At 66.5% G+C, this 12,919-nt stretch carries 9 protein-coding genes; 8 read left to right on the forward strand and 1 reads right to left on the reverse strand.

What is annotated here, in order from left to right; all coding sequences use genetic code 11:
• The first annotated feature begins 2 nt into the window (after nucleotides 1-2).
• From nuoL to aroA, 8 genes are all read left to right on the forward strand, one after another.
• Entirely contained in the window at nucleotides 3-2,258 is a 2,256-nt protein-coding gene (gene nuoL, locus JGR78_RS03455) for an NADH-quinone oxidoreductase subunit L (protein ID WP_182803023.1), read from the forward strand.
• Between the two features lies 1 nt (nucleotide 2,259).
• Nucleotides 2,260-3,822, forward strand: coding sequence for an NADH-quinone oxidoreductase subunit M (locus tag JGR78_RS03460; RefSeq protein WP_182803025.1), 1,563 nt, complete (start codon nucleotides 2,260-2,262; stop codon nucleotides 3,820-3,822).
• A gap of 12 nt (nucleotides 3,823-3,834) precedes the next feature.
• The gene (gene nuoN, locus JGR78_RS03465) at nucleotides 3,835-5,328 is read left to right on the forward strand and encodes an NADH-quinone oxidoreductase subunit NuoN (RefSeq protein ID WP_182803027.1); all 1,494 of its coding nucleotides are present in this window, start codon (nucleotides 3,835-3,837) and stop codon (nucleotides 5,326-5,328) included.
• On the forward strand, nucleotides 5,321-6,100 hold the full coding sequence (locus JGR78_RS03470; protein ID WP_234450845.1) for a biotin--[acetyl-CoA-carboxylase] ligase: 780 nt from the start codon (nucleotides 5,321-5,323) through the stop codon (nucleotides 6,098-6,100). The genes nuoN and JGR78_RS03470 overlap by 8 nt, the downstream gene beginning before the upstream one ends.
• Nucleotides 6,100-6,879: a type III pantothenate kinase gene (locus tag JGR78_RS03475; RefSeq protein ID WP_182792944.1), complete on the forward strand. Its 780-nt coding sequence runs from the start codon at nucleotides 6,100-6,102 to the stop codon at nucleotides 6,877-6,879. Before JGR78_RS03470 ends, JGR78_RS03475 begins: the two co-directional genes overlap by 1 nt.
• A complete protein-coding gene (locus JGR78_RS03480; protein ID WP_182792943.1) occupies nucleotides 6,872-8,545 on the forward strand; it encodes a ribonuclease J in 1,674 nt (557 codons plus the stop codon). The genes JGR78_RS03475 and JGR78_RS03480 overlap by 8 nt, the downstream gene beginning before the upstream one ends.
• A gap of 138 nt (nucleotides 8,546-8,683) precedes the next feature.
• Nucleotides 8,684-9,379 carry a tRNA (guanosine(46)-N(7))-methyltransferase TrmB gene (locus tag JGR78_RS03485; RefSeq protein WP_182803029.1) on the forward strand — a complete coding sequence of 232 codons (696 nt, stop codon included), beginning with the start codon at nucleotides 8,684-8,686 and terminating at the stop codon, nucleotides 9,377-9,379.
• A 93-nt stretch (nucleotides 9,380-9,472) separates the two neighbouring features.
• Nucleotides 9,473-10,804, forward strand: coding sequence for a 3-phosphoshikimate 1-carboxyvinyltransferase (gene aroA / locus JGR78_RS03490; RefSeq protein ID WP_182792941.1), 1,332 nt, complete (start codon nucleotides 9,473-9,475; stop codon nucleotides 10,802-10,804).
• 190 nt (nucleotides 10,805-10,994) lie between these two features.
• Here the strand turns inward: aroA and JGR78_RS03495 are convergent, their stop codons facing one another.
• A complete protein-coding gene (locus JGR78_RS03495) occupies nucleotides 10,995-12,893 on the reverse strand; it encodes a propionyl-CoA synthetase (RefSeq protein WP_182803031.1) in 1,899 nt (632 codons plus the stop codon).
• Nucleotides 12,894-12,919: the final 26 nt, after the last annotated feature.

Consider the following 12,919-nt stretch of genomic DNA (forward strand, 5'->3'; position numbering starts at 1 on the left):
TCATGGAAAAGTTCATCCTCCTTGCCCCCCTGATTGCCTCGGTCATCGCCGGCTTCGGCTGGCGGGTGATCTCGGAAAAGGGCGCGCAGGTCCTGACGACAGGCGTGCTGTTCCTTGCCGCCCTGTTCAGCTGGATCATCTTCCTCGGCTTCGACGGCCAGCCATATTCGATCCACATGATGGACTGGATCGTCTCGGGCGATTTCGCCGCCACCTGGACCATCCGCATCGACCGGCTGACCGCGATCATGCTGATCGTGGTGACGACCGTCTCGGCGCTCGTGCACCTGTATTCGATCGGCTACATGGCCCATGACGACAACTGGACCGAGGACGAGCCTTACCGCGCCCGCTTCTTCGCCTATCTGTCCTTCTTCACCTTCGCCATGCTGGCGCTGGTGACGGCCGACAACCTGCTGCAGATGTTCTTCGGGTGGGAGGGCGTGGGCCTCGCCTCGTACCTGCTGATCGGCTTCTACTACAAGAAACCCAGCGCGAATGCGGCGGCGATGAAGGCCTTCATCGTCAACCGCGTGGGCGACTTCGGCTTCCTGCTGGGGATCTTCGGGCTGTGGTGGCTGACCGGCTCGGTCCGCTTCGACGAGATCTTCGCGCAGGTGCCGACCATCGCCACGACCGAGGTACCCTTCCTCTGGACCACCTGGAACGCCGCCAATCTGCTGGGCGTGCTGCTGTTCATCGGCGCCATGGGCAAGTCGGCGCAGCTTGGCCTGCACACCTGGCTGCCCGACGCGATGGAAGGCCCGACGCCGGTCTCGGCCCTGATCCACGCCGCGACCATGGTGACGGCGGGCGTGTTCCTCGTCTGCCGGATGTCGCCGCTTTACGAATTTGCGCCCGAGGCCAAGCAGTTCATCGTCTTCATCGGCGCGGCGACCGCCTTCTTCGCGGCGACCGTCGGCCTCGTGCAGAACGACATCAAGCGGGTGATCGCCTATTCGACCTGCTCGCAGCTTGGCTACATGTTCGTGGCGGCGGGCGTGGGCGTCTATTCGGTGGCGATGTTCCACCTGCTCACCCACGCCTTTTTCAAGGCCATGCTGTTCCTGGGCGCCGGTTCCGTCATCCACGCGATGCACCATGAACAGGACATGCGGAACTATGGCGGGCTGCGGAAGAAGGTGCCCTATACCTTCTGGGCGATGCTGATCGGCACCCTTGCCATCACCGGCGTCGGCATCCCGCTGACCACCATCGGTTTTGCCGGCTTCCTGTCCAAGGATGCAGTGATCGAAAGCGCCTATGCCTCGGGCGAGGCTTATGCCTTCTGGCTTTTGGTCATCGCCGCCTGTTTCACCAGCTTCTATTCCTGGCGCCTGATGTTCCTGACCTTCTGGGGGCAGCCGCGCCCGCAGCAGGTCTGGGACCCCGAGATCAAGGCCGAGGAGGAGGTCCAGCCTTCGCCCGCCCACGCCCATGTCCACGACGCGCATCATCACCACGATCCCATGCACGCGCATGAGCATGCCCATGAAAGCCCGCCCGTCATGCTGGTGCCGCTGGGCGTGCTGGCGGTCGGCGCGGTCTTCGCTGGGATGGTCTGGTATGGCCCCTTCTTCGGCGACCATGACCGCGTGACGCAGTTTTTCCACATGCCGCATCATGCGGCGGGTGCCGAGCATGCCAGCGCCGATCCCGCCGACCACGTGGCGGCGCCGGGCGAGGCTGCGGCCCCGACGGCTCCGGCCGAAGTGGCGGCCGACCATGCCGCCGTCGACCCGGCGACGGGGGCCACCAACCCGGAGAGCGCGCCCGCTGATGGCGAGGTTGCGGTGGTCGCCGCCCCGGTCGGAGGCGCGATCTACATGCACCCCGACAACCATGTGATGGACGAAGCGCACCATTCGCCGGTCTGGGTGAAGGTCTCGCCCTTCATCGCCATGCTGATCGGCCTCGGGCTGGCTTACGCGATGTATATCCGCAACCCCGCCGCCCCCGCGCGGCTGGCCGCGACGCAGCGGCCGCTCTACCGCTTCCTGCTGAACAAGTGGTATTTCGACGAGCTGTACGACTGGGTCTTTGTCCGTCCCGCGCAATGGATCGGCCGGGCGCTGTGGAAGGGCGGCGACCAGCGCACAATCGACGGCACGATCAACGGCATCGCCATGGGCCTGATCCCGCGCCTGACCCGTTTCGCCGGCCGCGTTCAGTCCGGCTATCTCTTCCACTACGCCTTCGGGATGGTGCTGGGCCTTGTTGCCCTGCTGCTCTGGGTGACGGCGCGGAGCATGAGCTGACATGACGACCTATCCGCTTCTTTCGATCATCACCTTCCTGCCGATCGTCGCGGGCCTGATCCTCGCGCTGTTCCTGCGCGGCAATGACGAGGCTGCGGGGCGCAATGCCAAGTGGCTGGCGCTGGTCGCAACTGTCGCGACCTTCGCGGTCTCCTGCGTGGTGATGGCTGGCTTCGATCCGCAGAACACCGGCTTCCAGTTCGTCGAGGACCAGCCCTGGATCATGGGGCTGCGCTACAAGCTGGGCGTGGACGGCATCTCGATCCTCTTCGTGATGCTGACCACCTTCCTGATGCCGCTGGTGATCCTGTCTACCTGGACCATGACGGACCGCGCCAAGGACTACATGATCGCCTTCCTGGTGCTGGAAGGTTTGATGATCGGCGTCTTCGTGGCGCTGGACCTTGTGCTGTTCTACCTGTTCTTCGAGGCCGGGCTGATCCCGATGTTCCTGATCATCGGAATCTGGGGCGGCCGCGACCGCATCTACGCGGCCTTCAAGTTCTTCCTTTATACCTTCCTCGGCTCGGTGCTGATGCTGGTGGCGATGATCGTGATGTACCGGGTCTCGGGCACGACGGATATCCCGACGCTGCTGGGCTTCGACTTCCCGTCCGAGCCGATGCGCGTTCTCGGCATCTCGGTCGCGACGGGCCTGCAGATGCTGCTGTTCCTGTGCTTCCTGGCGTCCTTTGCGGTGAAGCTGCCGATGTGGCCGGTCCATACCTGGCTGCCGGACGCCCACGTGCAGGCGCCGACGGCGGCCTCGGTCCTGCTGGCGGCGGTGCTGCTGAAGATGGGCGGCTACGGCTTCCTGCGCTTCAGCCTGCCGATGTTCCCCGAGGCTTCCAACGCCGCGCAGCCTTTCATCTTCTGGCTGTCGGCCATTGCCATCGTCTACACCAGCCTCGTGGCGCTGGCGCAATCCGACATGAAGAAGCTGATCGCCTATTCCTCGGTCGCCCACATGGGCTATGTGACGCTCGGCACCTTTGCCGCGAACCAGCAGGGCGTCGATGGCGCGATCTTCCAGATGCTGTCGCATGGCTTCATCTCGGGTGCGCTGTTCCTGCTGGTCGGCGTCATCTACGATCGGATGCACACGCGAGAGATCGACGCCTATGGCGGGCTGGCGAACCGGATGCCGCTTTACGCGCTGATCTTCCTGTTCTTCACCATGGCGAACGTGGGACTTCCCGGCACCTCGGGCTTTGTTGGCGAGTTCCTGACGCTGCTGGGAACCTTCCACGTCAACACCTGGGTGGCGGTCGTCGCGACCTCGGGCGTGATCCTGTCGGCGGGTTATGCGCTGTGGCTCTACCGCCGCGTGACGCTTGGCGCACTGGTGAAGGAGAGCCTGCGGACCATGGGCGACATGACCCCGCGCGAGCGCTGGATCTTCGTGCCGCTGATCGCGATGACGATCCTGCTGGGCGTGTATCCGCGCGTCGTGACCGACATCACCGGCCCCTCGGTGGCCGCGCTATTGAACGACTATCACGCCAGCCTGCCTGCCGCCGACGACACGACGCAAGTCGCCGTCGCGCCCGTGGCCGGACAGTAAGGGGCACCCGCCATGACGTCTCTCGACTTTAACACCCTCATGCCCGAGGCGGCGCTGGCCCTGTTCTCGCTGGTGGCGCTGATGTTCGGTGCCTTCTTCGGCAAGGACCGGACCGCCGTGCCGGTGCTGTGGCTGTCGGTCATCGCCATGCTGGCCGCCGCCTTTGCCCTCGGTTGGGGCGGGCGCACGGACTCGCAGGCCTTCTTTGGGATGTTCATCGACGACGCATTCGCGCGCTTCGCCAAGGTGGTCATGCTGCTGGGCGCCGCCGCCGTGCTGGCGATGAGTGCATCTTACCTGGCCCGCAACGGGCTGATGCGGTTCGAGTTGCCGATCCTGGTGGTCCTGGCGGTCATTGGCATGATGGTCATGGTCTCGGCGGGCGACCTGCTGACGCTTTACATGGGGCTCGAACTGCAGTCGCTGGCGCTTTACGTCGTGGCGGCTCTGCGGCGCGAAAGCGCGCGGTCGTCCGAGGCGGGGCTGAAGTATTTCGTCCTCGGCTCGCTCAGCTCGGGGATGCTGCTTTACGGGGCGGCGCTGGTTTATGGCTATTCGGGGACGACCAACCTTGCCGGTATCATGCAGGCAGTGGGCGGCGAGCGGCTGTCGCTGGGTCTGCTGTTCGGTCTGGTGTTCCTGCTGGTTGGCCTTGCCTTCAAGGTCTCGGCGGTTCCCTTCCACATGTGGACGCCGGACGTGTATGAGGGCTCGCCCACGCCGGTGACGGCCTTCTTCGCGACCGCGCCCAAGGTTGCGGCGATGGCTCTGATCGCGCGGCTGATGTGGGGCGCCTTCGGCAGCGTGCCGGGGGAATGGACGCAGGTGCTGGCGGTCATGGCGGTGCTGTCGATGTTCCTCGGTTCCATCGCCGGGATCGGACAGCGCGACATCAAGCGGCTGATGGCCTATTCCTCGATCGCCCATGTGGGCTTTGCGCTGATCGGCCTGGCGGCGGGCACCGTCTATGGCGTGCAGACCATGCTGATCTACATGGCGATCTATGTGGTGATGAACGTTGGCACCTTTGCCTTCATCCTGTCGATGGAACGCGACGGCCGTCCCGTCACCGCCATCGACGACCTGAACCTGCTGGCGCGGTCCGAGCCGCTGAAGGCGCTGGCTATGGCCGTGCTGCTGTTCAGCCTGACGGGCGTTCCGCCGATGCTGGGCTTCTTCGCCAAGTTCGGCGTGCTCAAGGCGGCGGTGGACGCAAACATGGGCTGGCTGGCGTTGCTGGGCGTCATCGCCTCGGTGATCGGCGCCTATTATTACCTGCGGATGGTCTATTACATCTACTTCGGCAGCGCGCGCGAGGTGCCGGTGGAAACCCGCATGGGCGGCGTGCAGTGGCTGGCGCTGATGGGCTCGGCCGCGGTGATGATCCTTGGCGCCTTCACCATGCTGGGCACCGAGGCTGCGGCAGAACGTGCGGCGGCCTCGCTGGTGACGGCGAATGTGGCGGTGGCGGACCCGGTCGCCGTCGCGACTGCCGCCGTTGACTGAGCCGCCCCGTCCGGTGGCCTGGCCCGAGGGCGTGGCGCGCCACGTCCTTGCGCGGACCGAAAGCACCAATGCCGAGGCATTGCGCCTCGCCCCCGGCCTGAGCGGTCCGGCCTGGATCATGACCCGGCAGCAGACGGCAGGGCGGGGTCGTCGCGGACGAAGCTGGTCGATGCCCGAGGGCAATTTCGCGGCAACGCTGGCGATGCGGCCGCAGGGCTCTCCCTCCGATGTGTCGCTTTACAGCTTTGTTGCCGCCCTGGCGCTGCATGAAGCGCTGACGGCTGTATGCGGCCCCACAACCCGGCTGGCGATCAAGTGGCCGAACGACGTGCTGCTGAATGGCGGCAAGGTCGCCGGAATCCTTCTGGAAAGCGCGGGGCAGGGCGGGGCGGTCTCGGCGCTGGCCGTCGGCATCGGCGTCAACCTTGCCGCTGCACCGGAACCGGAGGCCATCGAGGCGGGTGCGGTTCACCCGGTCTCGGTGCTGGGTGAAACCGGTCATGCCGTCAGCCCGGATGATTTCCTAGACCTGCTCGCGCCAGCCTTCGACCGCTGGCAGCGGCAGTTGATGACCTGGGGCTTCGCCCCCATCCGCACCGCATGGACCGCCCGCGCGGCCCGGCTGGGCGAGACCATCACCGCGCGCACCGGCAATGCCATCCGCACCGGCCGCTTCGAGGGTATCGACGAGACCGGCGCGCTGGTTCTGACCACCGCCGCCGGGCGCGAGGTCATCCCCGCCGCCGACGTCTTCTTCCACGAGGTTGCCTGATGCTTCTGTGCATCGACACCGGTAACACCAACACGCTGTTCTCGATCTGGGATGGCGAGCGGTTCATCAGCCATTGGCGCATCGCCACCGACCACCGCCGCACCGCCGACGAATATTTCGTCTGGCTGCGCTCGCTGATGTCGCTGAGCCGGCTGGAGGTCGAGGTGGATGCCTGCATCATCAGCTCGACCGTGCCGCGGGTGGTCTTCAACCTGCGCGTCCTCTGCAACCGCTATTTCGACACAAGGCCGCTGGTCGTGGGCAAGCCCGACTGCCTGCTGCCCGCGCCGCCGCGTGTCGATCCCGGCACCGTCGTCGGCCCTGACCGGATCGTGAACACCTGGGCGGCCTTCGACCGCTATGGCCCCGACCTCGTGGTGGTCGATTTCGGCACCGCCACGACCTTCGACGTGGTGGACACGGACGGCGCCTATGTCGGCGGCGTGATCTCTCCGGGCGTGAACCTGTCGCTTGAGGCGCTGCACATGGGCGCAGCCTCGCTGCCGCATGTCGATGTCACCAGGCCCCAGCAGGTCATCGGCACCAACACCGTAGAATGCATCCAGTCCGGCGTCTTCTGGGGCTATGCGGGCCTTGTGCGCGAGATCTGCGCCCGCATCGCCGTCGAGCGTGGCCGTCCGATGAAGATCATTGCAACCGGGGGGCTTGCCGCGCTGTTCGACCAGATCGAGGATCTGTTCGACACCTGGGACGACGATCTGACCATGCACGGGCTGCGGCTCATCAACGACTACAACAAGGAGATGGGCAATGTCTGAGCGCCTGATCTATCTGCCGCTGGGCGGCGCGGGCGAAATCGGCATGAACGCCTATGTCTACGGCTATGGCCAGCCGGGACGGGAACGCCTGATCCTCGTGGACCTGGGCGTGACCTTCGGCGACATGGACAGCGCGCCGGGGATCGACCTGATCATGCCCGATGTCCGCTGGCTGGAGGACAACCGCGACCGGCTTGAGGCGATCTTCATCACCCACGGGCACGAGGATCACGTCGGCGCGCTCGGCCTCTTGTGGAACCGCCTGCGCGCCCCGGTCTATGCCCGCCGCTTCACCGGCACGCTCGCCCGCATGAAGATGGAGGAAGCGGGCCAGCCCATCGACAAGCTGCGCATCGTCGAGCCGCGACCCGAGATGGTCGAGGCCGGTCCCTTCCGCGTCCAGTTCGTCCCCGTGAGCCACTCGATCCCCGAAAGCGCGGCCCTCATCATCGACACGCCCGCAGGCCGTATTGTCCATTCCGGCGATTTCAAGCTGGACGGCACCCCCGTGGTGGGCGAGGCCTTCGACCCCATCAAGTGGCACGAGATCGCGGGCGAGACCCCGATCACCGCGCTGATGTGCGATTCGACCAATGTCTTCAGCACCCACCCCGGCCGGTCCGAGGCCGTGCTGGCCAATCCGCTGCTCGACTGGGTGGTGGCGCAGAAGCAGATGGTGGTGGCGACGACCTTCGCCTCGAACGTGGCGCGGCTGAAGACGCTGGCCAATGCCGGTACGGCCGCGGGCCGCCGGATCTGCCTGCTCGGCCGCGCAATGCGCAAGATGACGACGGCTGCGGTCGAAACGGGCATCCTGCGTGACTTCCCCGCCGTGATCGGCCCCGAGGAAGCCGCCGACCTGCCCCGCAACAAGGTGCTGCTGATCGTCACCGGCAGCCAGGGCGAACGCCGCGCCGCATCGATGCAGCTCTCGATGGGCAAGTATCTGGGCCTGCAGCTGAAAGAGGGTGACAGTTTCCTTTTTTCCAGCCGGACCATCCCCGGGAACGAGCGCCCTGTTGGCCGCATCCAGAACAACCTCAGCCGTCTGGGGGTGAATGTGTTCGATGCCGACTCGGGCCTTTACCACGTCTCGGGCCATGCCAACCGCCCGGATCTCGAGGCGGTGCATGATCTGCTCAAGCCGCGCATCGTCATCCCCATGCATGGCGAGCACATGCACCTGCGGGAACATGCGAAGCTCGCCCGCGCCAAGGGGCTGATCTCGGAAATCGTGACCAACGGGACGATGATCGACCTTGCGGGCGACAAGCCACGCGTCGTGGACCAGATCGAGACCGGCCGCATCTACCTCGACGGCAATGTCCTGATCGGGGCGATGGACGGCGTGGTGCGCGACCGCATCCGCATGGCGCTGAACGGCCATGCGACGGTCTCGGTGATCGTGGACGAGAACGACGAGGTCTTGCCCGACGCCTGGGTCGAGACAATGGGCCTGCCGGCACAGGGCCGCGCCGGGGTGCCGCTGGCCGACCGCATCGAAAGCGAATTGGCCGAGTATCTCGACCGCGTGGACGATGCGACGGTGATGAACGACCGCAAGCTTGACGAGGGCATCCGCCGCATCACCCGCCAGGTCTCGATGGAGGAGATCGGCAAGAAGCCCGAGGTCAAGGTCATCATCAGCCGCCTCGCCGCCGACTGAGCGCAGGGCGCCGCAGCCGGGCGCCCTGACCTTCTTCTTCGGAAAAATATCCCGGGGGCGCACGAAGTGCGGCGGGGGCAGCGCCCCCGTCCGACCTTGCCGCTTGACCTTCCGCTGCCGCCTTGGCATCGCCCCCGCATGACCGAGTTCGACCCCACCCCCACGCACCGCAACTTCTATGGCCGCCGCCACGGCAAGACCCTGCGGCAGAGCCAGAAGGGCTACCTGTCCGAAGACCTTGGCACCTTGCGCCCGCGCGGGATCACCGTTGCGGACAACCCCGACCGTGCGCCCATCGACCCTGCCGCGATCTTCGGGGACGGCCGTCCCGTCTGGCTGGAAATCGGCTTCGGCGGCGGCGAGCACATGGTCGCCATGGCAGCCCGTTACCGCGAGATCGGCATCATCGGCTGCGAGCCCTTCATCAACGGCGTGGCCATGCTGCTGGGCAAGATCCGTGCGGCGGGCGTGACGAATGTCAGCGTCCATCCGGGCGATGCGCGCGACCTGATGGACGTGCTGCCGGACGGCGCGATCAGCAAGGCCTTCCTCAACTACCCCGATCCCTGGCCGAAAGCGCGCCACCATCGCCGGCGCTTCGTCACGCCCGAGCACCTGATCCCGCTGCACCGCATCATGGCCCCCGGCGCCGAGTTCCGTGTCGCGACCGACATCCCCGACTACATGCGCCAGACGCTGGAGGAAGTGCCGAAGGCCGGCTTCACCCTGGTCCACGACGGGCCGCAGGCCTGGGATGACTGGCACTCCACCCGCTATGAGCAGAAGGCCCTGCGCGAGGGCCGGGTGCCGCATTACGCGACCTTCCGGCGTTGACGCCCCGGGCCTCGGGTCCGGGATATTTTCAGACGGATGATGGCAGGGCCGCGCGCCCCGCGCTAAGGTCTCGCCCGAATGAAGGAGAGCCCCATGTCGCACAGCGCCGCACCCCTGCCCATGTCCGCCCGCCGATCGGACCCGCTGCGTGGCGAGGCGCTTGTGCCCGGCGACAAGTCGGTCAGCCACCGGGCGTTGATTCTCGCTGCGCTGACGGTAGGCGAGACGCGCATCACCGGCCTGCTGGAAGGGCAGGACGTGCTGGATACCGCGAAGGCCATGCAGGCATTCGGCGCCGACGTGCAGCGTGTGGGCGAGGGCACGTGGATCGTCCACGGCGTCGGCGTCGGCGGCTTTGCCGAGCCCGAGGGCGTGATCGACTGCGGCAACTCGGGGACCGGCGTTCGCCTCATCATGGGCGCGATGGCGACCACGCCCATCACCGCGATCTTCACCGGCGACCCGAGCCTGTCGCGCCGCCCCATGCGGCGGATCACCGACCCGCTGGAGCTTTTCGGCGCGCAGGTCACGGCACGCGAGGGCGGGCTGCTGCCGCTGACGATCCGGGGCGCGGCTGACCCGCTGCCGGTGCTTTACCGCACGCCGGTCGCCAGCGCCCAGATCAAGTCCGCGGTGCTGCTGGCGGGCCTCAACGCGCCGGGGCAGACAGTGGTGATCGAATCCGAACCCACGCGCGACCACACCGAGCGGATGCTTGCTGGCTTCGGCGCAACCGTCACGACCGAAGTGACCGATGAGGGCCGCGTCATCACCCTGACCGGCCGCCCCGAACTGCACCCCTGCACGGTGGCGGTGCCGCGCGACCCGTCCTCCGCCGCCTTCCCGGTGGCGGCGGCGTTGATCGTGCCGGGGTCCGAGATCCGCGTGCCCGGTGTCAGCCGCAACCCGACGCGGGACGGGCTTTATGTGACGCTGGAGGACATGGGTGCCGACCTGACTTGGGAAAACCAGCGCGAGGAAGGCGGCGAGCCGGTCGCCGACCTGATTGTGCGCCACGGCCCCTTGCGCGGCGTGACCGTTCCGGCCGAGCGCGCGGCCAGCATGATCGACGAGTTCCCGATCCTGTCCGTCTTGGCGGTCTTTGCGGAAGGGACGACCGTGATGAACGGCGTGGCGGAACTGCGCGTGAAGGAAAGCGACCGGATCGACGCCATGGCGCGGGGGCTTGAGGCGAACGGAGCGCGCCTTGAGGAAACTCGCGACAGCCTGACGGTCCACGGGACCGGCGGTCTGAGCGGCGGGGCCATCTGCGCCACGCATCTTGACCATCGTATCGCCATGTCCTTTCTGGTGGCAGGGCTTGCCTCGGACCAGCCGATCAGCGTGGATGACGCCGGGCCGATCGCGACGAGCTTCCCCGATTTCGTGCCGCTGATGACTCGCCTGGGCGCTCGGATCGGCTGAGACGCGGAGGGTTTGCGGTGATCGCAGCGCTCTCTCTTGCGAGAGGCGCGGCGATGCCACAGCTCTTCTGACCCGGCAGGAAGTGCTGGAATGGCGCTTTACCTGCCTTTGTCGTCGCGATCACAACCCGTGGCTCCCGCTACTTGGCAAAGGCGCAGCCTCATGACTGCGCCCCTTGGCGGAAGGATCGTCAGGCCCGACCAGCGGTCGCCTGTCCGGTCGCTTTCAGTGCCTCGCGGATCTCGTCCAGAACTGCCGGATCGTCGATGGTGGCGGGCATCTTGAACTCTTCGCCATCCGCGATCTTGGCCATGGTCGCGCGCAGGATCTTGCCCGAACGGGTCTTGGGCAGACGGTCCACGACGACCGTGTCCTTGAAGGCGGCGACAGGGCCGATGCGGTCGCGGACCATCTTCACCACCTCGCGCCCGATCTGTTCGGGGGTCGTGTCCACGCCCTTCTTGAGGCAGAGGAACCCCAGAGGCGTCTGGCCCTTGAGCGCATCCGCCACCCCGATAACCGCGCATTCGGCGACGGCAGGATGCGAGGACAGCACCTCCTCCATCGCGCCGGTCGAAAGCCGGTGGCCCGCGACGTTGATGACGTCGTCGGTGCGGGCCATGATGTAAAGGTATCCGTCCTCATCGATGTAGCCGGCATCGCCGGTCTCGTAATAGCCGGGGAAGGCGGTCAGGTAGGACTTGCGGAAGCGGTCCTCGGCGTTCCACAGCGTCGGCAGCGTGCCGGGGGGCAGGGGAAGTTTGATCGTGACCGCGCCCAGCGTGCCGGGTGGCACGGGATGGCCCGCCTCGTCCAGGATCTGCACCTCATAGCCGGGCATGGGCACCGAGGGACTGCCGTGCTTGACCGGCAGCACCTCGATCCCGAATGGGTTGGCGGCGATGGCCCAGCCGGTTTCCGTCTGCCACCAGTGGTCGATCACCGGCACGTTGAGGTTCTGTTCCACCCATTGCACCGTGTCGGGGTCGGCCCGCTCGCCCGCGAGGAACACCGCCTTCAGCGACTTGAGGCTGTAGTCGCGGATATAGACGCAGGCCGGGTCCTCGCGCTTGACGGCGCGGATGGCGGTCGGCGCGGTGAAGAAGACCTTGACCTTGTGGTTCTGGATGATGCGGCCGAAGATTCCGGGGTCGGGGGTGCCGACGGGCTTGCCCTCGAAGACGATGGTGGTCGCGCCCGCCAGCAGCGGGGCGTAGCAGATGTAGCTGTGGCCCACGACCCAGCCCACGTCGGACGCGGCCCAGAAGACATCGCCCGCATCGATGCCGTAGATGTTCTTCATCGTCCAGTTCAGCGCGACGATGTGGCCCGCCGTGTGACGCACCACGCCCTTGGGTTGGCCGGTCGTGCCCGAGGTATACAGGATATAGTGCGGGTGGTTGCCTTCGACCGGGACGCACTCGGCAGGTTCGACGCCATACTGGAAGCTGTGCCAGGCGAAGTCGCGGTCCTCGATCAGTTCCGCGACCTCCTGTTCGCGCTGGAAGATCACGCAGAACTCGGGTTTGTGCTTCGCTTCCTCGATGGCGCGGTCCAGCAGCGGCTTGTAATGGACGACGCGGCCGGGTTCCAACCCGCAGGACGCCGCGATGATCGCCTTGGGGGTGCAGTCGTCGATGCGGACGGCCAGCTCATGCGCGGCAAAGCCGCCGAAGACGACGGAATGGATGGCGCCGAGGCGCGAGCAGGCCAGCATCGCCTCGATCGCCTCGGGAACCATCGGCATATAGATGATGACGCGGTCCCCCTTCTGCACGCCCTTGTCGCGCAGGGCGCCGGCAAGACGCGCCACGCGGTCGCGCAGATCGCGGTAGGTGATGCCACGATAAGAATGGGTGATCGGGCTGTCGTGGATCACGGCAAGCTGATCGCCGCGCCCGGCCTCGACATGGCGGTCAACGGCGTTCCAGCAGGCGTTTACCTTCGCGTCGGCGAACCACTCGCCGGCCGGGCCCTGGTCGAAATGGGCGCGGCTGGGCGATTCGATCCAGTCGATGCCCTTGGCGGCCTCCATCCAGAAGCCTTCGGGATCGGTCTTCCACGCGCTGTAGATGTCCTGATAACCCATACCCGTCTCTCCCCCTTACGTCCTGT

This window comes from Paracoccus sp. MC1862 (assembly GCF_016617715.1).
Lineage (GTDB): Bacteria > Pseudomonadota > Alphaproteobacteria > Rhodobacterales > Rhodobacteraceae > Paracoccus.